Annotated in this window: 28 protein-coding genes, 1 other RNA gene and 3 riboswitches; of the genes, 11 read left to right on the forward strand and 18 right to left on the reverse strand. The window is 47.4% G+C overall.

Annotated features, from left to right (window positions below; genetic code table 11):
- Positions 1 to 700 precede the first annotated feature (700 nt).
- From J3482_RS16840 to J3482_RS16860, 5 genes are all read right to left on the reverse strand, one after another.
- Complete coding sequence (locus J3482_RS16840; RefSeq protein WP_206918127.1) at positions 701 to 2,092, reverse strand: purine-cytosine permease family protein; 1,392 nt, start codon at positions 2,090 to 2,092, stop codon at positions 701 to 703.
- Positions 2,093 to 2,571: 479 nt separating this feature from the next.
- Positions 2,572 to 2,696: riboswitch (cyclic di-AMP (ydaO/yuaA leader) on the reverse strand.
- Positions 2,697 to 3,012: 316 nt separating this feature from the next.
- Complete coding sequence (locus J3482_RS16845; protein ID WP_206922782.1) at positions 3,013 to 3,405, reverse strand: MBL fold metallo-hydrolase; 393 nt, start codon at positions 3,403 to 3,405, stop codon at positions 3,013 to 3,015.
- Positions 3,395 to 4,729, reverse strand: coding sequence for a L,D-transpeptidase family protein (locus J3482_RS16850; RefSeq protein WP_206922783.1), 1,335 nt, complete (start codon positions 4,727 to 4,729; stop codon positions 3,395 to 3,397). Before J3482_RS16850 ends, J3482_RS16845 begins: the two co-directional genes overlap by 11 nt.
- A gap of 222 nt (positions 4,730 to 4,951) precedes the next feature.
- On the reverse strand, positions 4,952 to 5,263 hold the full coding sequence (locus J3482_RS21640; RefSeq protein WP_206918108.1) for an arylamine N-acetyltransferase: 312 nt from the start codon (positions 5,261 to 5,263) through the stop codon (positions 4,952 to 4,954).
- Positions 5,264 to 5,282: 19 nt separating this feature from the next.
- On the reverse strand, positions 5,283 to 6,950 hold the full coding sequence (locus J3482_RS16860) for an ABC transporter substrate-binding protein (protein ID WP_206918107.1): 1,668 nt from the start codon (positions 6,948 to 6,950) through the stop codon (positions 5,283 to 5,285).
- A gap of 278 nt (positions 6,951 to 7,228) precedes the next feature.
- A riboswitch (Fluoride riboswitch) is annotated at positions 7,229 to 7,292 on the forward strand.
- A gap of 76 nt (positions 7,293 to 7,368) precedes the next feature.
- On the opposite strand from J3482_RS16860, the gene J3482_RS16865 reads away from it, so the two are divergent.
- Positions 7,369 to 7,767, forward strand: a complete 399-nt coding sequence (locus tag J3482_RS16865; protein ID WP_206918106.1) for a FluC/FEX family fluoride channel — start codon at positions 7,369 to 7,371, stop codon at positions 7,765 to 7,767.
- A complete protein-coding gene (locus J3482_RS16870; protein WP_206918105.1) occupies positions 7,764 to 8,123 on the forward strand; it encodes a fluoride efflux transporter FluC in 360 nt (119 codons plus the stop codon). Before J3482_RS16865 ends, J3482_RS16870 begins: the two co-directional genes overlap by 4 nt.
- 110 nt (positions 8,124 to 8,233) lie before the next feature.
- On the opposite strand, the gene J3482_RS16875 is transcribed toward J3482_RS16870, so the two are convergent.
- Positions 8,234 to 8,881, reverse strand: a complete 648-nt coding sequence (locus tag J3482_RS16875; protein WP_206918104.1) for a hypothetical protein — start codon at positions 8,879 to 8,881, stop codon at positions 8,234 to 8,236.
- A 45-nt stretch (positions 8,882 to 8,926) separates the two neighbouring features.
- Positions 8,927 to 8,993: riboswitch (Fluoride riboswitch) on the reverse strand.
- 219 nt (positions 8,994 to 9,212) lie between these two features.
- On the opposite strand from J3482_RS16875, the gene J3482_RS16880 reads away from it, so the two are divergent.
- Positions 9,213 to 9,554: a hypothetical protein gene (locus J3482_RS16880; RefSeq protein ID WP_206922784.1), complete on the forward strand. Its 342-nt coding sequence runs from the start codon at positions 9,213 to 9,215 to the stop codon at positions 9,552 to 9,554.
- A 73-nt stretch (positions 9,555 to 9,627) separates the two neighbouring features.
- Here the strand turns inward: J3482_RS16880 and J3482_RS16885 are convergent, their stop codons facing one another.
- Positions 9,628 to 10,092, reverse strand: coding sequence for a hypothetical protein (locus tag J3482_RS16885; RefSeq protein WP_206922785.1), 465 nt, complete (start codon positions 10,090 to 10,092; stop codon positions 9,628 to 9,630).
- 444 nt (positions 10,093 to 10,536) lie between these two features.
- On the opposite strand from J3482_RS16885, the gene J3482_RS16890 reads away from it, so the two are divergent.
- Positions 10,537 to 10,797 (forward strand): metal-sensitive transcriptional regulator, encoded by a 261-nt coding sequence (locus J3482_RS16890; protein ID WP_206922786.1) that lies wholly within the window; start codon positions 10,537 to 10,539, stop codon positions 10,795 to 10,797.
- An 86-nt stretch (positions 10,798 to 10,883) separates the two neighbouring features.
- Here the strand turns inward: J3482_RS16890 and J3482_RS16895 are convergent, their stop codons facing one another.
- Positions 10,884 to 11,342 (reverse strand): DinB family protein, encoded by a 459-nt coding sequence (locus tag J3482_RS16895; RefSeq protein ID WP_206922787.1) that lies wholly within the window; start codon positions 11,340 to 11,342, stop codon positions 10,884 to 10,886.
- Between the two features lie 169 nt (positions 11,343 to 11,511).
- Positions 11,512 to 12,081 carry a TetR/AcrR family transcriptional regulator gene (locus J3482_RS16900; RefSeq protein WP_206918091.1) on the reverse strand — a complete coding sequence of 190 codons (570 nt, stop codon included), beginning with the start codon at positions 12,079 to 12,081 and terminating at the stop codon, positions 11,512 to 11,514.
- A 198-nt stretch (positions 12,082 to 12,279) separates the two neighbouring features.
- On the opposite strand from J3482_RS16900, the gene J3482_RS16905 reads away from it, so the two are divergent.
- A complete protein-coding gene (locus J3482_RS16905; RefSeq protein ID WP_206922788.1) occupies positions 12,280 to 13,695 on the forward strand; it encodes an MDR family MFS transporter in 1,416 nt (471 codons plus the stop codon).
- Positions 13,696 to 13,880: 185 nt separating this feature from the next.
- Here J3482_RS16905 and J3482_RS16910 read toward each other — a convergent pair whose 3' ends face one another.
- The 4 genes from J3482_RS16910 to J3482_RS16920 all read right to left on the reverse strand — a co-directional run bounded on the left by J3482_RS16910 (position 13,881) and on the right by J3482_RS16920 (position 16,274).
- Positions 13,881 to 14,180: a hypothetical protein gene (locus J3482_RS16910; protein WP_206918086.1), complete on the reverse strand. Its 300-nt coding sequence runs from the start codon at positions 14,178 to 14,180 to the stop codon at positions 13,881 to 13,883.
- A gap of 77 nt (positions 14,181 to 14,257) precedes the next feature.
- Positions 14,258 to 14,380: a hypothetical protein gene (locus J3482_RS21335; RefSeq protein WP_268884477.1), complete on the reverse strand. Its 123-nt coding sequence runs from the start codon at positions 14,378 to 14,380 to the stop codon at positions 14,258 to 14,260.
- A 241-nt stretch (positions 14,381 to 14,621) separates the two neighbouring features.
- Positions 14,622 to 15,263, reverse strand: a complete 642-nt coding sequence (locus J3482_RS16915; protein WP_206922789.1) for a hypothetical protein — start codon at positions 15,261 to 15,263, stop codon at positions 14,622 to 14,624.
- Between the two features lie 480 nt (positions 15,264 to 15,743).
- Entirely contained in the window at positions 15,744 to 16,274 is a 531-nt protein-coding gene (locus J3482_RS16920) for a MarR family winged helix-turn-helix transcriptional regulator (RefSeq protein ID WP_206917433.1), read from the reverse strand.
- 137 nt (positions 16,275 to 16,411) lie between these two features.
- Here J3482_RS16920 and J3482_RS16925 point away from each other — a divergent pair, with 137 nt between their 5' ends.
- Positions 16,412 to 16,810 carry a nuclear transport factor 2-like protein gene (locus tag J3482_RS16925; RefSeq protein ID WP_206922790.1) on the forward strand — a complete coding sequence of 133 codons (399 nt, stop codon included), beginning with the start codon at positions 16,412 to 16,414 and terminating at the stop codon, positions 16,808 to 16,810.
- A 48-nt stretch (positions 16,811 to 16,858) separates the two neighbouring features.
- Here the strand turns inward: J3482_RS16925 and J3482_RS16930 are convergent, their stop codons facing one another.
- The 3 genes from J3482_RS16930 to J3482_RS21880 form a co-directional block, all read right to left on the reverse strand.
- A complete protein-coding gene (locus tag J3482_RS16930; RefSeq protein ID WP_206922791.1) occupies positions 16,859 to 17,314 on the reverse strand; it encodes a GNAT family N-acetyltransferase in 456 nt (151 codons plus the stop codon).
- Positions 17,315 to 17,520: 206 nt separating this feature from the next.
- Complete coding sequence (locus J3482_RS16935; RefSeq protein ID WP_369123482.1) at positions 17,521 to 18,030, reverse strand: IS256 family transposase; 510 nt, start codon at positions 18,028 to 18,030, stop codon at positions 17,521 to 17,523.
- The gene (locus J3482_RS21880; protein ID WP_369123483.1) at positions 17,993 to 18,184 is read right to left on the reverse strand and encodes a transposase; all 192 of its coding nucleotides are present in this window, start codon (positions 18,182 to 18,184) and stop codon (positions 17,993 to 17,995) included. Before J3482_RS21880 ends, J3482_RS16935 begins: the two co-directional genes overlap by 38 nt.
- Before the next feature lie 423 nt (positions 18,185 to 18,607).
- On the opposite strand from J3482_RS21880, the gene J3482_RS16940 reads away from it, so the two are divergent.
- The 5 genes from J3482_RS16940 (at position 18,608) to J3482_RS16960 (ending at position 21,848) form a co-directional block, all read left to right on the forward strand.
- Positions 18,608 to 19,498 (forward strand): tyrosine-type recombinase/integrase, encoded by an 891-nt coding sequence (locus tag J3482_RS16940; protein ID WP_206922792.1) that lies wholly within the window; start codon positions 18,608 to 18,610, stop codon positions 19,496 to 19,498.
- A gap of 222 nt (positions 19,499 to 19,720) precedes the next feature.
- Positions 19,721 to 20,599: an alpha/beta fold hydrolase gene (locus tag J3482_RS16945; protein WP_206922793.1), complete on the forward strand. Its 879-nt coding sequence runs from the start codon at positions 19,721 to 19,723 to the stop codon at positions 20,597 to 20,599.
- 95 nt (positions 20,600 to 20,694) lie between these two features.
- Positions 20,695 to 20,982, forward strand: coding sequence for a transposase (locus tag J3482_RS16950; RefSeq protein WP_206922794.1), 288 nt, complete (start codon positions 20,695 to 20,697; stop codon positions 20,980 to 20,982).
- Between the two features lie 14 nt (positions 20,983 to 20,996).
- Positions 20,997 to 21,512: an IS3 family transposase gene (locus tag J3482_RS16955; protein WP_206922795.1), complete on the forward strand. Its 516-nt coding sequence runs from the start codon at positions 20,997 to 20,999 to the stop codon at positions 21,510 to 21,512.
- Positions 21,513 to 21,611: 99 nt separating this feature from the next.
- Complete coding sequence (locus tag J3482_RS16960; RefSeq protein WP_206922796.1) at positions 21,612 to 21,848, forward strand: integrase core domain-containing protein; 237 nt, start codon at positions 21,612 to 21,614, stop codon at positions 21,846 to 21,848.
- Between the two features lie 323 nt (positions 21,849 to 22,171).
- Here J3482_RS16960 and rnpB read toward each other — a convergent pair.
- Both rnpB and J3482_RS16970 read right to left on the reverse strand, forming a co-directional pair.
- Positions 22,172 to 22,600, reverse strand: an RNA gene (gene rnpB, locus J3482_RS16965) — RNase P RNA component class A.
- Positions 22,601 to 22,718: 118 nt separating this feature from the next.
- The coding region (locus J3482_RS16970) for a Nif3-like dinuclear metal center hexameric protein (RefSeq protein ID WP_206922797.1) at positions 22,719 to 23,823 on the reverse strand (1,105 nt) is incomplete at its 5' end.

Here is a 23,823-nt window from a genome sequence, read left to right on the forward strand (position 1 = left end):
CACGTCAAGCCGACAGGCATTGACCCTAACTCTGGTTTGCCAATGGGTTTTATACTCCCATGATTGACTTGTTCAACCCACCTCAACCAGCGAAGAGCCCGAATTCATAACATATCTCCATAAGCGACTCCTTCTAGCATGCAAATTTGAGATCTATCAAACCTTTCACTCGTTTTACATTGCAGCCTAATCTATCGATTTACGACTTTCCGCGCTCACTTCACGTTGTTCAATAGGATAATAGAAGTGTATCGAATCATTTATACTGACGATAGTCAAAAAAAAAAAAATACTCACTCAATTTAAATAATACGTGTACTCGTAATCTACGAAACAACAATCTGAAAGTGAGTGTGACAGCGTGGTAACCTTCCGCTTTGCCACTGTCTCCGACACTGACCTCATCCACAAGATTACGCAAGATGCTTGAGAATTGTACACTTATATCCAAATTTCATCCGGCTCGCTAAACGAGACGCCTGACCAGATTCGGACAGTCAATCCATCGCTGCAGAACAACTGGCCTCCACGATACAAGAGCTCAGTCAAAGTACCAACGTATTGACAGAATACGCACAAAATATCGTCTCCGGTACACATCAAGGCAACTAAGCATCAACACATGACACGGGCACCCAGCAATGAATACATTCCGTTTCCCCGCCTTGGGAACAGGCGGGGAACGCGGGCGCAATATTCGTTACGCATCATTCACTACTGCTTTCGAACGATACGCTTTGTTTGTAGATGGGGATTTGATTTTCATCGCAAAGTAGTAGATCACCGCAGGTAATATCAACGCTACAATCCAAGCAATATCGGCGTGTCCGATTGCTTTCGAAATCGGCCCTTCGTAAATTCCCGATACATTCATAAATGGAATTTGTGCGATCACGGTAATAACATAGGCTCCGATACAAATCCAATTGAAGCGTCCATACTTACCGTTGATATCAAATATGTCGCGGACGCTGTATTTCCCGCGTCGCAGGAAGTAAAAATCGACGAGGTTAATCGCACTCCACGGAACCATAATATACTGAAGCATCAGTAGAAAATCGTTGATGATGGTGATTAAACTGCCTTGTCCCACAATGCCAATCCACGTTGCAATCGCGTCAATGATGCCCAAGATGACAAAGCGCTTCACTGAAGTAATTTTAATCTTTGTGAACGGTTCAATCGTCGTAACTGTCGCCATAAATGCACAGTACAGATTCAAAACATTGACACCGAGAATCCCAAGGACAATGACGAGATAAAGAATCGGCGCCAACGTAGGGCCAACAAGTGCTGCGAGAAACCCATTCGGATTGTCGCCAAACTTAGACGATGCCGCAATTAACAACACGCCCAAGGTCATCGGCCAGATGGTTCCAATGACACCGCCCGCGTACGTCCATCCAAACGTCGCCTTCGAGGACGTATTTCTGGGCAAGTATCGAGAATAGTCCGCAACGTATGGCGCGTACGTCAACAGCCATGTGGCACAAATGCTCAGCGCCATCAAGAATGGCCCGGCTTTAAACGAGGTCATCGACCAACTGTGTTGCGGGAATGGCAACTGCACGGCTTTGACTGTGATGTAAATAAAGAACAGTCCGAATACGATGGCGAAATATTTTTCAAGCGTGTGAATCAAATCGTAACCGTATGTGGTGACCACCAATGTGACACCATTGAGTACAACCATCGCAAGCCAGACTGGGACACCAGGAAGCGCACTGTGAATCGCTTGTGCACCAAGCAATCCGCTGTAATAGACGGAACCGATATACATCACCATGACTAAGGCCAGAGGGATAATCGCGCCAATGACGCCAAATTGCGCCCGGCTTTGAATCATCTGCGGGATACCCAATTTCGGACCCTGGGCAGAGTGGGTGGCCATAAACAATCCACCAATCAAATTGCCAACAACGACGGCCACCATGGCCCAAAACAAGTTCAGTCCAAGCGAAATCGTCGCCGCACCCGTCATGACTGGCGTCAGTTGCATATTCCCACTGAACCAGATATTGAACAAATTACGGACTTTCCCGTGCCGTTCTTCATCTGGAATATACTCAATACTTCGTCGTTCAACATTCACTTTTAAACCCCTCCTCAGATGGAACTGATTGACTCAGGCGACATCGGAGTACAGGTGCATAGGTGACTTGGTAAATTGTGAACTCGATCACAACGTAAAGGTCGCCCTTGTCACGATTGATGACATAGCGAAACAAATCATCGACAAAATCATGGACAGAGTTGTTGACATTTGAATCAAAACATCCAATGTACGAGAGATGGACGGGATCGAACATACGCCGAGTGATATGGAGACAAGTTTGCATAGACGGCATATATTCTCGGGTCAAATAAAATAACAACAATCAAACATGCGCCTGCCGCAAATGTAGGCGCTTCGCAAGAGGGCTCGTATGATTATCCTTGAGTCACGTATGTGAATGTGGACGAACTCAGACAAAATCGTCGTCACGGAAGAGGTAAAGGGGGACTTTTTGGTGGAAATATTTCGACCGGAAGCACTTGTAACGAAAGGTTTGAAACTGAAACATGGTAGTTGGCTCCTCTCAATACGCTTACGAGGTTAGCTGTCGGGTTAGGGTAGAAAGGGCACCCCACGATAAACGTCTCACCCCAAAATTGGTTCCCCCGCTTCCCAAAAGGGAATTCAGCGCTGTTCAAATTCTAATCTTTATTTACCATACATCAAATCGACATTTGCCGCAAATTTGACGTCAAATTCACTCACTTTTCACGAAATCATTCCGTTCCATAACGTCTATTTCGGAATTGGGCGATTATACACGTTCGTTTGACATCATCGGGGCATATGGTACGGTGTACGAATCGCAAGAGGTGCTGCAAAGTGGATATCACCTACACGCGTTATTTAAAACTGCTGGCCATTGGTGCCGCAGCCGTCGCATTCGTTCCAATTCTCTACATGTACTATCGGCGATTTTGACCGAGAAGCAGTGCGATAAGACACGCGCCTTTCCCTCAACCGAACAGGCTCGTTCGTTTTACAGGTTCCCCGTGCGCTGGGCAAACCCAGTCAAATTGAAACGATTTGAGCTTGGCTATCGAACGAGTGACTGCTTGCGAATTCCAGGACATGATCTTGGGTGAAGGCGCTAATTTTCCATGCTTACTGGTGACCAAGTCGCCAGCAAATAACGTATCACCATATAAGAACGACACATGTCCAGGCGTATGCCCCGGTGTTTCAATGACTTCAATATCGCCAATCTTGACACCTGGTTGATAAACGCGATCAACTTTCGGCGTGGTCACCCGCACCAGCTTCTCAATCAGCCGTTTAATCCCATGGCGCGGCAGGTCGCCATGGATGTACGGGACATCCTTCTCCGGTGCCCACAGCCTATGTGACATTCCCCTTGCGATTTGAATCGATACCCGTGCCATTGCTACTTGTCGCATCATTGCCCGTGGCGTTTGACGTGCCCGTGCTACGCTTCGGAGGCATGCCACTGCTGTTACTTGAAGTCGTTCCTGCTGTACTCCCTGAAGTCGATCCGGTCGTAGTTCCCGTCGCGTTGCTCGCCGTGCTATTGTCGCTCGTCGCGTTCGTACCAGTTTTTCCTGACGTCGGATTGGAGTCACTTGCCCGGTTTTGCCCGCTCGCAGAACTTCCGCTCGTATCGCTCGTTTTCAACGGCTTCGTAGCCTGCTGCCCCTGGCCAGTCGTCTGTTGATTGTCGCCTGTGGTAGATGTGGTAGGCTGCATAGATGGTGAATATTGCCCTTCCACCGTCACCAACGTGCCATAGTCAATCAACGACCACACAACCTTAGCATTGTCTACTGGCAATTCCACACAGCCCACGCTCTGCGGAAAACCATAGGAGGCGCGTTGAAAGCCATGAATGGCCTCGCTGCCATTGTAGTAATTGATATATGGAACGCCGGGATCAACATATTTTGTTCCATCTGGATTCGTCCCTCTCATCGTCTGCGACACAAGTCGCTCGTAGACAGCGAATGTCCCATCCGTAGACGGTGCGCCGGCGACGCCAGTATTCGCAATGGATTGATACACCCACTGCCCTGCCTGCCAAACGCGAAGTTCCTCAGGCGCAGGATTCTCTGTGACCAGAACGTAGGTATATGGCCGGGTGTCTTTCACTGCATCCTTACTCAGTATCGCCTGCCACACCTGTTTCCCCACTATTCCATCTATGGGCAGATGATTGTCATACTCCACCGCGATAACCGCGCCACGGGTCATTTGTGTATAGGTAGTTGCAGACCACTGCGATAATAATTCAGTAGGGACATTTTGATAGCGCCACTGAAACGACACCTGCGGTGGTGAATCCAAATTGCGTAAGGCAATAATCGGCTGCGCAGCGCTGATTGCCACGGGCAAGTATCCTAACTCTGCAAGGCGTTCATTAAGTGCAAGCACCTCTGGTCCTGTCATGCCCAACCCCAAGGACGGATACTGTGGATTTGTCGCAACAGATGCCGACGCAGATGTACCATTGGTGGCCCCTGCCGTGACAGCATCGGTTCCATTGTTTCCCTTCGAAATAGATACAGCCGAATGATTCGCAGAACCGTTGTCTGTGATAGCGTGTAATGAACCGGAAGTCGACACGACGTGGCTCAAATGGCCGAATTCTCCACACCCTGTCTGACTTACTCCGAGGAATACAAGTGTTCCTAGCATATATAATTTTTTACGTGGATGCATAGGGCCCTCTCCTCGTCATACAACTTCAATATTAAAATAACACTTCAGTAATTCGTTACGTTCGTCATCAGACAAGATTGGCCTCGTTTTCTTATCCGTGCCTTTCGTCACGGTGTTCGCGTAAAACAAAATTGAGTGACCTCTCATGATTCAGTTTCTTCTGAAACAAAAGAAGCTGTGAATCTGTATCCGACGTTATCCTGTACTGTCCGCTCACATCTGTCATCTGTCTCCCGACAGCGGTAGAAGCCTGCGAGCGGAATCCTCCAATCCGACATCCACAACATAGTCTTTATCCAGATGAACCATCAGAACCCTGTGATCAAATGAAAGACCAAACAATCCGTCCTCACGCCGAACCCTTCCCGACAAAATCGTTGCCTCAAAGCCAACCTGTTGTTGCGCCTGTATCATCAAAAGCGCGTCGCAATTAACTTGCAGTTCCGCGTACGACATAGCCATTGTACACCAAAAAATACACCCTCCACCGGATTTTTCATCCGTCAGAGGGCGCAATGTAGATGTAATTCTCACCTATCCTCCAAACCACAAATCACTTCGAGACTGGCTTAAGATGCATAATCACGATTTCCGGCGCCGGCCAGGCCCATGGTGCGGGCGTCACGTATGGATTATTCGCGTCTGGCCACCCAGTGTACTTGTTGTCCCGATACTCATCTCCTTGAATTCCATAGACAACTGGAATCACAGGAAGCTGTTCGGCCAAGACCTTCTCAACAGTATAAATATCCTGTTTCTGTTTTGTCGCATCTGTTGTTTTGGAGAAATCCGTCAATGCGGCATCCACCGTGGGATCACTAAACTGCTCATAATTGTACGCCTGATTCGTGTACAACAAGCTCTGAAAGATATAATAGGGATTTGGCCCGGAGTTAGATGTAGACATGGCCAATTGGAATTTGTGACTCTGCAATTGGGCCATATAGGCGCCGTATTGTTCTTGCTGGACATTGAGCTCAATGCCCACCTGTTTCAATTCCTGAGATAACAGCGAGGCGTCTTCGACCCAATCCGTCCAACCGGAAACCACCAATAAAGTTAAGGACAACGGCTTTCCACTCGGGGAGACGAAAATGCCTGATGAATTTTTCTTAAACCCAGCACGCTCCAGGACCTGTTCAGCCGCAGAAGGATTATACGTGAACGCTTTGTCCTTCTGTGGCAAGTTCGGATCAACCCAACTGCTCATTGTCGGTAGAATTCCGTCTGGCTGCGCAACCTTATATAATCCATATTCGCCCTTGTTCTGAATATCTTCGCGATTGATTGCTAGACTAATCGCCTGTCGGACAGCGGCGTTACTCAACAGTGGGTCCTTAAGATTTGGCACCAAACTGACAATCGCGTCTGGTGGAAACCAGTAATGGTTACTGCTACTCTTATCCACATAGTTCTTTTGAATATTTTGCATAATTGCGCCATCCCAATCTAACGTTCCTTCTGACAGCGCCATGTTATTGGAGTTATTATCACCGTACGCGGGAATATCGACCTCCGGTACAGGAACCGTTCCCTTATAATAATTCGGATTGGCCTTATATACATACTCCTGCGAACTAAACCGTTCAAGTGTAAACGGCCCTGTACCAATCGGTTTTGGATTGCTGAATTTCGTCGGATCACCGACAGACGACCAAATATGCTGCGGGACAATGACTTGTTGCAGGACGTACATCGCAAACGGCACGTCTTCACTCTTAAACTGAAAGACAACCGTGTGCTTTCCCTGTGCCTTCACGCTCGATAGTTTTTGCCACACGCCATTTAAGTCCGCCGCCGGAAACTTCTTTAATAAGTCAAACGTAAATACCACATCCTGCGCGGTAAAAGCTTTTCCGTCCGTCCACTTCGCCTTCGCATTTAACTGAACCGTTAACGTGGTGTTGTCATTGCTCCACGTCTTCGTGGTTCCCAATATTGGATATACTTGCGGTCCCACTTCGTTATAATAAAATAATGGCTCATAAATAAATCCGCTCGTTCCATCGTCCGCAGATGCCGAAAACGGGTTGAAATTTTCCGTGAAGTTCCCTTTTGGCCCGGTAGACATCACCAACGGTTGTCCTTGCGTCGCCGTGACACCTGATGCAGTGCTCTTCCCACTTGGGGATGAGTTCGCGTTCGTTCCACATCCCGCCACTGAAATCGCCATCATCGCTGCTGCACCCAGTATAAACCCGGTTTTAACATGTCTGTGCACCATTTATCCCCCCATAACCATCTGGTCAAGCTCACATACGACTTAAAGACGCACCTGAACACAATGGATACGCTTTCATCAATGAGAGACATACCTTCGCAAGCTATTTGCTCTGATTTATTTATAAATTAGGATAATATACATTTGCAACACCTAATTTTTTTGTTTTGTTAGGTTTTAGGCCTAACAGATATATCCGTACAGAAAAAATTCTCCTGTTCATCAATTCGTCCAAGTCCCCCCTGCCACTCTGGGCATTTTTCCGATATAATGAGCCTAATCGCATCGGTGATGGAGCTCACCATTAACCGCCCGTAAAGGGATAATGGCTCCTGCAAGGAACTGTGTTATACGCAGTTTTTTGCAGGAGCCATTTTATTTTCAAAAGACCGATGTATAAAAAAGGAGGAGATGTTCAATGAACATCCTTGCGATTTTTATTGGAGGCATCATTGGCGGAACGCTTCGCTACATACTAGGGCTCGTCATCCCGGAACCCAATCAATTTCCACTAGATATCCTCATCATCAATTTAATCGGATCACTTGCCTTAGGATCCCTCTACGGCATCGCAGCATTGACCCAAATGCGACTTTGGCTGAGAAACGGCCTTGGTACGGGCATTATCGGATCATTCACGACTTTTTCCACATTCTGCACGGGAGCCATTTCGTTAGCGCAATCTCATGCACTTCTGGCGCTAATTTATGTCCTAGTCAGTGGAGGAATGGGGCCGCTACTCGCGTACGCCGGTGACCGTATGGCTCTGTTCATTGGCACCAGAAGAAAGACCGTGGTGGAGGAGGTTTCCGCGTGAATGCTTTGCTTCCTGCGCTTGCCGGTTTTGGGGCAGCCGTCGGATCCGTCGCCCGATACGGCGTCGGCATCCTCATTTCTAATGTAAATAAAACGCCATTTCCATGGGGAACCTGGATCATTAACATGGTTGGGACGACGCTATTAGGCCTGTTCACACTCAGCCTGAAAAGCCACTCTCCAGATCTATTTACCTTATTAGGTACAGGTTTTTGTGGAGGGTTCACAACCTTTTCCACGATGTCTGTTGAAACGGTCAATCTGTTCCGTAGCAATCGGCTCATGAGTATATTTTATTTAGTTAGTTCGCTAGGATTTGGACTTATTCTCGCCTGGCTCATCAAGTTATGGGCGTAAACGAACTAGACATTCACGAATAGGACATCGGTGGGGCAACGACGAGTTCATGATACTGGCGCACATTGAATGAGGTCATTGCCCTACCGTATCGCCTTGGCATTGACACGTCATTTCGGCGCCTTATTTCGAATCAATCCTCGTATAGCGACACCAACAACCAATATACATACGGTCATCAAGCATTGAAATGTAAAAACAGGGGCATCATCTAGCCTTTCTACAAAATTTTTGATAGCAGGTATACTAAATGTGATCGACGCAGATGCCCAAGCCATCATCCCCGCACCCATTGGGAGTATCCACCACTGCTTCTGAATCTGATTCGCCAACAAACTGGTAACACACACAAATATCGGGATACTAGCAAAAGACAAAATCGTGATCCACAGTCTATCCCCTTGAAGTACCGACCCAAGCCATAGGATATTATCGAGATTGCCGACAAATGTGAACAAAAATAATCGCACAGTCGTGGCAAACACGCTGCTGGTATACCTCGATTGACCTGTATATAAAACGCGGATGGACATCCAGGCAAGCAATAAAATGACCAGAAGTCTGAATATCGTGTGGCGAATGAAATAGTCCACACCAGTAGAACAAACAACTTGCGATATGGCCAGTGCGATGGCGACGACAATCACCGTGATTCGCCGTTTTAAAGGCTCCATCTGCGGAATGAGCACACCCGCCAACAGCGCATTGTCAATTGCCGTGATGATGACGATGATACAAATTTCCCAAACCGACGCCATACGGACACTCCTATACAATAAAGTAGCCCCCACCGCATGCCGAAACAAGCGGTAGGGGCTATTAGTCCACAGCAGGTGGACAGTTCAGGTGAGCTCCATCACCCATTCAGTTACTATGTTATATGCCTTTGGTTGGACAATCATGCCCGCATTCGCCAAGCGGCCCCCCGCAAAAAGTCCGCATCTAGCGCTGTAGCACGCACGTACACAATAAAATGTCTACAGAATCTCCATATGAACATCACATCATTTTGAATCGTGTTTGAGTGTCCACTCCTTATAATGATGACGTCATGAAGAGATATAAATGCCAGAAAGAGGGGAAACCAACATGACATTCAAAATGAAGCCTTTCGCTGCATCTATCATCTTACTCGCTTCAATGGGGCTCGCCGGATGTGCTACAACAAACAACACATCGACAAACCAGACTTCAACTAGCCATGCAACCACGACAACGCATAGCAGTTCTGCAAGCAACAAAGACACAAAGGATAAAAAAGATACGAATCAAAGCGTGAAATCCGACGCCAAGGCCAGACAGACGAAGACGGAATCGACAAAGAAAACTGAAACAAGCAAAGCGACCACGTCGAAGTCCGCTTCCACAAACGGCGAATCGAAAGCAAAGTCGACTCAAAATGCTACATCAACCAATTCAACTGCCAAGTGACAAAAAAAGTGGTGCCACAGGTACGTCAAATACCTTTGGCACCACTGCCTAGAAACATCTCCATCCAACCGTATCACTCCAGTTTGATGGGTGTTCGATGGTACGCCTGTATTCGCAAGACACCCACATCTTTCGTGTTGGCGGACACCTTAAACAACGTATACAACTTTTGTCCATGCGTAACAGGTATATCCTGAATCGCACCATCTGCAAACGTGTACTCGATATCATTTATGGAAGGATTATTAATGAATCCGCCTTCCAAAACGTACGATTTACCGCTTGGCGTTTGCCCGCTCTCCGCAATCCTTGTGATGGGCTGCCTCCAGTTCATTCGCACTGGATTGTGGCCACCATACACAACCGTCCATTGGTGTGCGGGTGAAATCGAAGGATCATCTGAAAGAAACGCTTCATCGTAATATAACTTTCCATCATTCAAAAATGTATAAAAACAAGCAGAGTCCGTGTTGTCCACCTGGCCTATGTATCGAAAAGTCAAATCTGTTACATGATTCATTTTGAACGAACGAACCACGGCATCTCTGTAATCCTGTGATGGAGGCGATACAACTGGGAGTTTCAACAACAGCGCTCTGGTAGATGGTCGTAGAAATACACATAGTCCAACAACCAAAATAGCACATAGCCCCCCGATAATCGCCCACCTAACACCACGATTCACCATATACTGTCACCCTTTCACGAACGCCAATCCAAGCATCCACGCTCTTGAATTCCATTATAAGCCATCCTGACTTCAGTGCGAGACCGACAGACTCGCGAAAGCAAGGAACGTACGTTTAACGAATGAAATACCTACCGCGGCTCTCCCTCATCTTGGTATGGCAAATGTGATTATCAGACATGGCCCCGTAAAAGATGTCTTACTCACCTCAATGTAATCCGTATTGACGAGACGAAAATCAAGCACCATAATACCCTCAAAGGTATTTAAATCCGATTTATTGGAGTGACAAACGTGGAATATACAGATAAAATGTTTAACCGTCTTCGCCGAATTGAAGGTCAAATTCGTGGCGTCATTAGATTAATGGAAAAAGAGCGAGACTGCAAAGAGGTCGTCACTCAGTTGTCCGCAGTTCGCAGTGCCGTGGACAGAGCGATTGCGGCCATTGTCGTTGAGAATTTGGAAGAATGTATTCGAAAAGACATAGAAGAAGATAAATCTACACACGAAACGGTGAAGCAGGCCATTGATTTACTCTTGAAAAGCCGATAAAAAGCAAGATTCCCGTTCTTAACGAACGAGGATCTTGCTTTTTCAACAAACTCACTTGCTCAAGTCTATATCGCTATAATGTTACATCAATTCCTGTTCATGTCAGATACAAGTAACTTTTTAATCAATGGTATTTGGCCACGATGATGCGCCGTATGTGCAATCGTGTTAATAATCAACTGACGTCTATTCAAATCGCCCATACCAACCTTCAAACCAGGCTTGGATAGATCATCTTCCTTCACGGATTCCAATACACGCTCCGCATAAGATAACGACTCAACCCACTGTTCACGAATCGCATCCAGATGCCAATTATCTACCTGAAACGGTTCCGATGTATTGATTTCAGCTGTTTCACCCGCGATGGCGGAGAAAAACTTTTGTTCTACTCGGGTTATATGATCCACTATCGAAGCGATGTTGTTGAAGTTCGGAAGCGGTTTTTTCAACCATTGTTCATCGGTTAAATTCTCAACCATTTTATCGATACTACCGTGCACGGCGCGCAGAAGTTCATACAAATCCCTGACTTCCTGAATCATTAGACACCCTCCTCTCGATCACGATGTTCGACAAACCATTTATTCCCCTATATGTATGCCTTGTCTATCAAGCATAAGCATTTCACAAAGCCAACACGCAACCAAGGATTTACAATCCAGATCCGAAACATACTGCCATCGGTCAAAATCAGATGCTGCTGTACAGCGATTATACGTACGCTTCAGGCTCAGTCGCAGGAAGACCTTTGATAAGCGTCCCAAGAAAAACGTCAAATCTCGCACCTGTCCCACCCAAATCCGGCCCACTTTCTTCCATGGAAATCCACCCCATCACTGAAATGATGAAGATATACCAACTCTGCTCTGCCATACTTGAATTTACCCCTGATTGCTCAAACGCGTCGATTATCGCGTCGCGAAACCTCGCGAATGCCATCTCATTGTGACGATGGGGCCGAACCATAAGCGTAGCAAATCCTCGGACTTGACGAAATTCGTGATACATTGCCCACGCCAGCCGATAAATCCTTTTTCGCCAATCAGTTCCATCCAAAACGCCGACAGAGAGAACCCGTTCCACCAGCGTCTCACTAATCAAGTCAAGTAATGCATCACGACTCTCAACCCACCGATAAAGTGCACCATGTGATACACCCAGATAATCAGCTAATTCACGCATCGTCAAACTTTCCAAATTCATTTGCAGTGCGGCAGCGACAATTAACTCGCGGCTTAGTCTAGGCGGCCGGCCACGAGTAGCTTGATTTTCTCCATCCATTTTCATGCCTACAGTTTATCATAGGCACCTTTCTACCTTCCAACGTGGAAGAGTGCGTATCGAAATGAAAATGAAAATGAAATCCGCCAACAAACAGACGAATTATTTATTGACCAATGGTCACTAATTTGTTAACCTCATTTTGGATAACACACAGTCGAATAAACGATGCGACACAGAAAGTAGGTGTTCACAACCATGCACATGCCACAAAACGCCAATCAAAGAATAACTGTGCCCGTCGTCTACATAATGGCGATGTTTATGGCGGTAATGGATACAACCATTGTCAACGTAGCCCTACCGACCATTGCCCACGAATTTCACACTCGCCCCGGCGAAATTGGTCTAGTGTCTAGCGCCTATCTAATCAGCTTGACCATTTTTATACCTGTCTCTGGTTGGTTAGGTGATCGTCTCGGCGGGAAGTTGGCATTACTCGGATCTATCGCGGTGTTCACAATTGCGTCCGCCCTATGTGGCCTGTCGACGGATTTTACAATGCTCGTGATATTTCGCATCATGCAAGGAATCGGTGGCGCGATTATGACGCCTGTTGGATTATCCATGCTCTTCCGCGTTTACCCACCGGCTGAGCGCGTTCGCATTGCAGGGATAATCGCGATATTTACAGCGATAGCCCCCGCCTTGGGCCCCATTTTAGGAGGCCTCTTCACGACCTATTTGTCTTGGCGCATGGTCTTTTTCGTGAATGTTTTCATCGGTACACTGATTTGTCTATATGGCGCTTTGCAACTCACGAAACACACACAACGTCACCCAGGGAAGTTCGACTGGCAAGGTTTTTGCTTGTCCGGCTTGGGCTTGGGGATGACCATGTATGCTATTTCTGAAGGTTCGCTGATTGGATGGGCTCATCCGGTGGTTTTATGTACGCTCATCATCGGCATCTTGCTTCTTATCGGCATGGTCATCACTGAAAGCAAGTCGCCCTATCCACTCGTCAATTTACATCTCCTTCGAAATCGATTATTCACTCTTTGCACCAGCCTTTACGGCCTGGGTTCCATATCCTATCTCGGTGCGCTGTACCTAGCTGCACTATTTTTGCAAGATGTACAAGGGAAATCTGCCCTGCAAGCTGGCCTAACCACGTTCCCATCCGCCATTGGCGTGGTGTTAGGCGGACAACTTGTCGCAAGAAAACTCTATAGACGCTTTGGACCTCGTCGTATTGTGGTTGTCGGACTCCTCGTTATTGCACTTACCCTAATCTGCATGTCCAGAGTAACGCTCTACACAAATCTATGGTATATACGCCTCGTCATGTTCGGACTTGGTCTTGGTGTCGCTGCAGTATTCATCTCCTCACAAACGGCATCCATGGCAACCATTGATAAAATTCGTACAGGACAGGCTTCATCTATTTTTAACTCCAGCAAGCAACTCGGAAGCGCAATAGGCGTCGCCATATCGACAATACTCCTATCCTCATTGACCTATCCCAACGGAACAAATACGCATAACACTGTACAGTTACCAGGCTACCACGCTGGTTTTCTTGCCGGCGCCTTAACGGCCGCCTTATCTCTTGTGGTTGCACTGATGATACGAGATGATGACGCCAGACAATCGATGGCAAAAGCCAAATAGACACAGAGATCAAAAAAAGGCAGCTCGTGTGAAAATTTCACATCAGCTGTCTTTTTTACAATAAAACTTACATTCTTGGCGATTGCTTCCCTCGTGCATTCCAAATACAAAATGGTTTAAGCTATCTCGTATGACGGCATATTCACCTATCACAAATTACGTGATAGTTCAGATTCACGTTTTTATTACCAGAAAAATCCGCCGGCTGCTCCACCAAGCGCAAGCCCAGTCAGTGCCCCAAAGCCAAAATAAGCAGCAGGTCCATACACGAGATCTGCTTGACCGCCTTCCACATCTGTTAGGATGGAAGGCCCCACTGAACGGTCATCGTGGTTGTTGAAGCTGACTACCACCCTGCTGTGAAGCAAGTAAATACCAGACGGAGTCACAGACTGCAAAACACCTGCGTACTTTCTCCCATTGACATGGTGAGCTACAACCGGACACCCCACCATTCGACATGCAACAGGATACAATGGGTGCATAATCCTCCATCTCCTTTAACGTATTTAAAGCAGACGTCATGGTGCAACAGATTGTGATGCACCGGAAAGACAAGTAATCAGTATGCCGCGCAACTGGTCACTGCACCGTAGCCAACGGTCGGTACAAGCAAGAAGAACAAAACAAAGATGATTAAGAACACCACAGCCCATTGGGTATATCCGCCAAATGTCCCGAACATAGAAAATCCCCCCTTATCGTCATCATCCCTTTAGATTTACGTTTAGATGTTTGTCCTATCGAAGGTCATATAACTCAGTCAATTCGCCTGATTTTGTACATGATAAAGGGGATTTTAGAGTGAACTTGTTCAGTGGAATAACTACATGTGGGATTTTGTTTCCTTAATAGGAATCCAGAGGTCTTTCAAAGTCCCCGTGTGAAATTCGAACTGGTGACCATTGGGCTCAGTAAAAAGCTTCTTACGTTTTTGACGGACTTATCACACTTCCGTAATGATCATATGCCTGCAAAGTCCATTGAGTAGATTTCCCCACACTGACTAATTGTCCATAGGCGTACATTCGAATGTCCCCAGCATGGATAATATGTAATTTGCGGTACACTTCTCCATTCGGTTTTACTAATGCCACAGATGCAACCGCCGGGTCATGGATAATTCCTCCAAACATAAGAAATTCCGATTGCTTTCCGAAGCTAGCACTCAAGCTCATATTGTACACTGGCATAGAATTTGTAATCGGCTCGGCGTCAGCTGCGTAATCTATACCCCATTTGCCATTCGCCTTTGTTAAACAAGCTTCGCTGAATAACGTTTGCCCATCTTGTTCGAACGTAAACAGGCATATAGAGTGGGCTGAATCAAGTGCCCGAACATAATGAACTTTTACATTTGAAACTGGACTCCCACCAATCGAGGTTTTAATCGCGTCGATGTATTGACTTGAAGGAGCCTGAATTTGCGATTGAATCGGGGCAACAGCGGTATTCTGAATATCGGAATTGTTCCCATGATTAGAATCCATCTGTGTACTACAACCATATAAGAAGAACGTTATAATCACCGTGCCAGCAACGAATACACTCCGCTTAAACAAGTTCATCCCCTCGTCCCCACCAATTTCACATGAATCTGCTTACTTGATGAATTTCATCAATAACCATCACGATAAAATAAGATACACGTCCTCTTGTCCGTATCATTTCTCTGCTCCCTATTTTATTATAAATATACAAAATTATATAGTTGTATCAAAAAATATATTTTTACCCATGCAGCAAAATAACGACCCAAGAATGTATCTGCAGGTTTTCTGTGTGAAAATCAGATCCTTTCACTTCGCTCGTCCGCTAGCTGATTCACCAGCAGATAGTCGCCAGTAGCCACCTGAATTTTATTGTGATTCCCGTGATTAAATGCGTAACTGCAACAATCACCGTTTCGCTTCTGAAATCAGTAAAAATGAAGATTGACCAAACCATCCTCTGGATGAGCTTTACATGTATTTTTATTAGCCGTTCATCCGGTACCACGATATTAACCGGAGCCATCGCTACTTGCCGACAAGCTTTGCAGCCTGTCGTCAGTCGTCGGTGGACATTCCGAATTCAGCCAACTCCCTTAAAAAACGCACGATAGTCTGTAACTCAGCGGCGTCGTATTTATCTAGATACCGGCTCCATTGATGTTGGAGTTTGTCATGCAATTCATGATGAGCTTTGAAAAATTCCATCCCTAAGGCGGTCAATGTGAAGTGAACCTCCTTTTTGTTATCAGGCAAAAAATTTTTCTCAATCAGACCTTGATGAAGGAACCGGCGTGCGATTTTCGTTACTGCACCCCGAGTTATCCCCAGATACGATGCAACCCTCGCTCCATTGACCGGTCCCAGTTTTCCAATGGCATCAAGAACATGAATCGCTACGATGGTCATTGATTCCCAGATATGTGCGTTCTCAGAGTTTGACACGCTCTCAGCTAATTGCTTTAGCTCTTGTTGATCATGCATTTCAAAACTGTGATGAACCCGCACGATTAATTGATGAATTTCTGAATGTAACGAAGCACGGTTTGTCGGTTCGTTACTCATGTTGTTCTCTTCATTAACAAACACTTCTCTACCCCCATCTTTCGATGTTAAACATTTTATACACACTTTTGTTTCCGGTAAACATTGTTGACAACAACAAGTCCCTGTTGTACACTCATTTTGTTTCCTGTAAACAAAATGAGTGAATAAGGAGTTTTCACATGATGACCCATGACGAAGCAAAGCAATGGATACAGCACATCATGGACTGCCTCATTGATCCTAGCATCAGTGCAGAAGATGTAGGCGCGTACTTCAGCAAAAACTACAAACAAGATGCCAATGGCGTGGTATTAGACTATACGAGATTTCTTGAACATGCGCGAGTACTGAAGTCCACACTAAAAAGTGGCCAAGTAAGCATCGACAAAATTTTTGTGGATGGCTCCACCATCGTCAGTGTTCACTATGTCAACGCTACTAAGCAGGATGACTCGACTATACGAATGAAGGTAATTGCCTGTTTCGGAATTGAAAACGGGAAAATCGCAAGTGCTGAGGAACTTACATATCTCATGCAAGGTGATGCCGCCGATCACGATTTAGGGTCAAGAGTTTAAATTTGTAGCGTATGGTCGTATGACGCATATAGATAGAAGTTTACCCTGTTATGTGATGAATGTAAGCAATGGGATGAATCGGCCTGGAATCGACCCCGATGGTATCTCCCCAACACGCTTCGCTCCTAAAGCCCGGTAAAAATACTCTGCATTGGGGTCGGCTGCGATAGAAATCGTTTTAACCTGTCGAGCTCTTGCAATTTGAAGTAGGTGGTCCCAAAGCCGTCGCCCGATGCCCTTCTTTAATAGGTTGGGGGAAACAAACAAATAGTCGAGGACACCATCAGGCGCTGCTACAGTCATTCCATAAAAACCCACAATTTGTTCCCGCAGCATAGCAGCGTATACTTCACATGACTGTATGTAACGCGTGGTGATAGTAAGTTCCTTGCGACATTGTTCCATAAACAATTCATCATATCCCCAGACAGCTTTTGACGCGAACGCGATAGAAGTCAACGTACCAGCGTCGTCCGCTGTTGCTCTTCGTATAGTTATCTCCATCAATACTCCCCCCACACTTTATGATAAATATACAACATGTTGATAAGCCGAAAATAGAGTCCAATATACTGTGTAAAAAGGATCAAGTCCTAAATGTGGTGTAAATTCGCCCTCCGGCAGATTTGAATTATGTCAACCTATTTGACTAATCTTCGATGCCTCTTTGTTTTTCTTCAGTTGCTCCTCACGCCACGCGAAATACTCCATCATGTCGAGATACTTGTGTCCCGACTGCCATTTCTCGTCGATTTCCATGAGTAGCGCACCAATATCGCCCGTACTTTTCCATACAGTTCATCATGCAAATGCTTGGGCGTCGCGTCTAAAAATTTGCGCATAAAGTGCGTTTGACACCGCTGCCACGTTGCGCCTTGGAACTGCGCTTGCAATGCCTTCACAAGCCCACTGTGACTGTCGGAGACCACAATATCGACACCTCGCAAATCGCGACTCTTCAGCCAAGAGAAGAACTCAGACCAGCTTGACTCAGATTCGCTGTCGCCAAGCATGATGCCAAGCATCTCGCGATATCCTTCATCATTGACGCCGGTCGCTATCATCGCCGCTCTTGAACGAACTCTCCCATCCTCCCGAATCTTCAGAACCATGGCATCCACCAAGACAAACGGATATCTTCGATCCTTCAGATTCCGACCATTCCATGCATGGACGATGGGGTCAAGACGAAAAGGTTCCGTTACGCAGGCGGGGAACACGTAGCGTAATCGTGCCCACGCGCGTTGTCAGCGGATGCGGGCGGGTTCCATTCCGATAGGCGCTCCTCAGAACGCTCATATGGCTCCGCCTGAAGCTGTTCGGACGACTGTGCCTAAGAATCTGGTTCAAGACCTGCTCCAGCAGTTGGGACATCTGGGAGTGTCAATAGTTTTGTGTAAACTCCTTTGCATGCTTCACTCAGTTAATATATGGATTTAAGAGGAGTAGTGCGAAGAACCATCGAGTTAGCGTCGGCGGTAGAACGCAACATACCCACCCAGGGTACACCCTACCCAACACACCGAAAAACCGCGCCCCCGCTGGAATCTCAGCCCAACGAAAACGCGGTTCAAACAAAGGTATGTAGCCGTCGAAGAAGCAAGCCTGTAAGCCGAGTTCTGTTCTCCTGTGCTCCGAGCGGTATCGAATGGACACGCGATGCCAATATCCGTGCCGTGTCTAGGATTATCGCATGTTCGCCTAATCGACGAGGCAAGCATATAATTTCCGTTATACTATCCGTCGTCCTACTTATGTTGTTCCCTCTTCATCCAACGCATGAGGAGAACACACTGTATGAAACGCCGCAACGACACACTCGACGATTTGTTCGATGACTACATCGGGTACCTCGAATCGCAGAACTATTCGCCCATGACCATCTCAGCGTACCGTTCAGATTACCGATTGTTCAATCGCTTCCTGCACGAACAGGGCATATCGGAATTAAACGAAATTGACACAAGTGTGATGCGTACCTATCCACGCTGGCTGCATCGTACGGGACATAAGCCAACGAGTACCGCACGTCGAATTAATTCGTTACGTTCATTTTTCAAATGGTTGGTTGATGAAGAGTTAATCGACACGAATCCACTGGTGAAAATACAAGTTCCGCGTCAAGAGAAGCAGATACCCATATATTTTCGTCCCGATGAATTATCCAAGTTTCTCACCGCGCCAACATTGCAACATCCACTCGACAAGGCCGTTATTTACCTGTTGGTCAATACTGGTTTACATCGTCAAGAAGTGATCAATCTGAAGTTACAAGATGTCGATTTAAACAGTGGTGTGCTGAATGTCCGACTAGGCAAGGGTGCAAAGGATAGGGTAATCCCTCTAAACGAAATTGCTACGTCGGCACTAGTGGAATATTTACGCGTACGTCCTGAAGTGGATTCCGACGCACTATTTATCGGTATGAGGTCAGCACGTGTCCCTATTGGTGTACAGTATTTACATCGACTATTTCATCGTTGTCTGCGCGAGGCAGGTATTAAGCGAAAGGGGTTGACGCTTCACAAACTTCGCCACACTTTCGCTACAAGGTTGTTGGAGCGCGGGGCAGACTTACGGACATTACAGGAATTACTTGGTCATGAAGATTTGAACACAACACAGATATACACCCATGCAAGTCGTGAGCGCTTAGTGGATGCGGTAAAGTTGTTGGATATGGACTAACAGAAGAATGGCCGTCCCATCAGTCGGGGCGGTTTTTTAGTTTCAAACTCATCTTGCGGTAGACTCAACATCCATCCATGTTGTATCCCGCAGTCTCAGTTTGCAGAGAAACGCGGCGAGTCATGTATGCATGATTGGCGAATAATCTGTGTGTTACACTTATTGCAGTTATGGGCAGTTTAATTCAATAGCGTCACATGCAGAAACGTAAGGAGAGGTAGTATGGTTGACTTGTTTGTCGAGGACATTGGGAATAAATCTGCACCTCCTTTACTATACCTTCACGGTGGTCCAGGGACTGGGTGTTATGACTTCGTTGTGTATCAACGTGAGTTGTTGGCAGAGAAAGTGCGGTTAATCGCTATCGACCAACGAGGTGTTCTACGTTCCCCTGAGATTGGAGAGAACGATAAATTTGGTCTGAATGATTTGGTTGAGGATATTGAAAATGTACGACGGTCGTTGGGTATTTCGAGTTGGGCAGTTTTGGGGCATTCGTTTGGTGGCTATTTAGGGACAGTATACGCCAACGCCTATCCATCATCTGTGGACAGACTGATTTTTGAAAATGCGACTTTTGATTTGGGATTGTCGGCAAGGTTCCTTTTACAAGGTGCGACTTTGGAGTACAGCAAGTTGAGGAACCGTGACATGGCGATCGCATGTTTGAATTTGGCTTTTGCTTCACCGAGTAAATCGGTGTCCGAGTTGTGGTTTGAATTTATTGAACTGACGAACGACTTAGGCGAGCACAGGAACTCTTTGTATGTCCACGGTCTCGAGACTAACTTTTTTGAACAGCTCGTAGAGCAATCCCCGTTGTCGTCCGACGAATGGAGTAAGGCTGCAAGGCATCAACAGAAGCTGTTTGAAGATGAGAAGGTCTTTAATTCTCTTCTAAGCAGTGTACCGGAGCAACCTACACTTCTCCTAAAGGGCAAGTTCGATTACGTCATGAGTATGGATCAGATTCATGCCTACATAACTAGAAACTCGAAGACAGAACTTGTTGTTTTTGAGAATAGCGGACATTTTCCTCATACGGAGGAGCCGAAAAAATTTGCTACGGAGGTTATACGCTACATCCATTCTAGTGTGTAGTAACAGGTCGTCACAGTGGACCTTCTATACTGGTCCCAGAGTCAACCCAGACAGATGACGTGAGGTTAAAATAGACGTAGTGAGGTGTTTGACTCATGCCAGAACGTAAGTGGACTGTGGACGAGAAAATGAACATTGTGTTGGAAGGGATGGTTCCCGGGGCGAACATCAGCGAGGTTTGCCGACAGCATGGTGTGGCCCAAAGTCTGTATTACAAGTGGCGTGACGCATTTCTGGCTGGTGGACGAGCAGGGCTTCAGTCAGGTCCTTCTACCCGGGAGCAGGAGTTGGAGAAGCAGTTGCAGGAAGCCATGAGCAAAATTGGCGAGCAAGCTATGGAAATCGATGTGTTGCGAAAAAAATCGAACTGGGGCCGGAAGTAAGCAGCCGTTCCTTGGTGGCTCAGCTCGTCAAGGAAGGGTTTCGGGTCCCAGTGATTGCGAAAGCATTGGAGCTGAATCGAACTTATTGTGATAGCTTGTTAAAGAAGCCTGTGAAGAAGGCGAAAAAAGCGGTTATCGAGAAAGACGCCCTATTGAAACAGCGGATTCGCCATCTATGCGAGAGATTCCCACGATATGGATACCGTAGAATCAAGGTCATGTTACTTCGTCAATACAGCATGCAGGTAAACCACAAACGAGTACACCGGCTCATGCGGGATATGGGATTGTTGGTCAAATCCCCACAGCGAGAAGCTTCCCGAAAGAAGCGGTCTGGGAAGATTCCGGTGAGTCAGTCAAACGAACACTTCCAGTGCGATATGACAAAGATTTGGTGTGGTAAGGATGGCTGGGGATATCTGTTCGCGGTAATCGATGCGTACGACCGTGAAATGGTGGGGTATTCGTTTTCACGCTATTGCCGGACAGAGGAATTGCTGCATGCCGTGGATAACGCATTCAACTACTGATTCCCGAGCGGGGTACGAGGCGCAAACTTAACGCTCAGAACTGACAACGGATGCCAAATGACAAGTCGACGATTCGTACAAGCCATGAAGGACTGCCAGGTGAAACATGAACGGACAGGTTATAACAACCCGGACGCAGATGGCTATATCGAACGTTTCTTCCGTTCGTTGAAGGAGGAAGAAGTTTGGATGCAGGAATATGACAACTTCGCGGAAGCCAAGATCGCAATCAAAACGTATATTGAGTTCTACAACAAAGAGCGCCCGCACTCAGCGTTGGGCTATCGTACACCGCAGGAATTCAGAAAATGGAAGGAATCAAAAGAGGCAGCGTAGACCTGATAATTATCAGAATAGAATGGCGTTATCTCAAAAAATTATGCACATCTGTCTTGACCGGACGGGGTTCAATACGGAACTTACATGCTTGTCTTAGCGCTAAAGCGACGATGAAGCCAGATGTGACGCGGGATTAAAGGGACTACTCGGAGTTATAATCCTGGAACATAACGGAAAAATTCAGAGTGTGACATTATGACTGAAGAGTCTATGTCTCTATACCCACCCAGGGTACCCCCTACCCAACACACCGAAAAACCGTGCCCCCGCTGGAATCTCAGCCCAACGAAAACGCGGTTCAAACAAAGGTATGTAGCCGTCGAAGAAGCAAGCCTGTAAGCCGAGTTCTGTTCTCCTGTGCTCCGAGCGGTATCGAATGGACACGCGATGCCCTCGTGATACCTCGCACGTATGGAGTAGCAATCATCTATCTAGGCGCACTGTTGCCAGTACGCTCAAGCGACCAACCCGAGTGCGTGGCGGGCAACCACATGTGCACTCCTATCCGGTCTTGCTCCAGGTGGGGTTTACCTAGCCAGCTCGTCTCCGAACTGCTGGTGCGCTCTTACCGCACCGTTGCATCCTTACCTGTGCTCGTGCACGCACGAGCCATCGGCGGTCTACATTTCTGTGGCACTATCCCTAAGATCGCTCTCGCCGGACGTTATCCGGCACCCTGCCCTATGGAGCTCGGACTTTCCTCCCGTGCGGCCTTTCGGCACTGCACCGGCGATTGCCCAGCTTACTTCTTCGTCGTAACAGCATGGCCTATTATACGATAACCGCACCGCCGTGACAATGGAAAACCGCGGTATTCCGGGGGTTTTCCGGAGTTTGGCGGTCGTGCGCGTGAATCCAGGTGCGGTGTTAGATCCAACGAATTGGATCGACAGCCAATGGCGCCGCCACAATCTCCACAGCGCCAGGGGTCCCTGTGCGCACATCGGCCATCTTCTGCAGTTCATCCGCCAGCACCGCACACACGGGCTGCTCGAGCGCCGCATGCGTGGCATCCACGATGGCGAGACCATCCTGCCAGGCGTCGCCAGCCTCGTGATGGCCGACGTCTGCCGTCACCAGTACCTGCGCGCCCTTCGCGAGGCTCTTGGCAGCCCATTTGCTGCCGGATCCGCCGAGTACCGCCACCCGCTCGACAAAAAGATCATCATCTCCCGCATAGCGAATGTGGCGAAGGCCGAACGTCTCACGAATATGGTTTGCAAATTGCGCTAATGTCATGCCTGCTGAGAGATTTCCCACGCGGCCGATGCCGTACGCGGGACCTGGTTGCTCGACGGCGTACAGGTCATACGCCACTTCCTCGTACGGATGTGCTGCGAGCATGGCCTCGAGGACATGATTCAGTCGCGAGTCCGGGACAATCGTCTCCAACCGCGCCTCCTCCACCTGCTCTAACACACCCGGCGTACCAATATAGGGCGACGTCTGATTCCCCGGCAAGAACGTGCCAGTTCCGGGCGCCGCAAAGGTGCAGTGGCTGTAGTTTCCAATTGCGCCCGCACCCGCGTCGCCGAGGGTCTTCCGCAGAGACGCAAGGTGGCTTCCTGGAACGTACACCACGAGCTTGTGAAGGGTTTCGCGATAGGTGACGTCGAGCAGTTCGACGTCGGTTAAGCCAATTTTCTCCGCGATGACATCGTTGACACCCCCCGGCGCCACATCGAGGTTGGTATGGGCCGAGTAGACGGTGATGTCCGCGGCAAGCAGCTGCTGAATCGCGCGGCCTCGCCTCGTTTTGGTATCAAGAACGGAAATCGGACGGAACAAGAGCGCATGGTGCGTCAGGATTGTCAACATCGGCTGTAAAATCCCCAATAACAGCGGAATACAATTCCCCAAAAATAACGGATTCAATTCCCCAAAATCATCGGGATGAATTCCCCACCCTTTGTCGAATTTACGGCACTGTTCACATCGTTGTGGGAGGTGCCACGATGACGGAGAGTGAGAA

This window comes from Alicyclobacillus suci (assembly GCF_017329615.1).
Classification (GTDB): Bacteria; Bacillota; Bacilli; order Alicyclobacillales; family Alicyclobacillaceae; genus Alicyclobacillus; species Alicyclobacillus suci.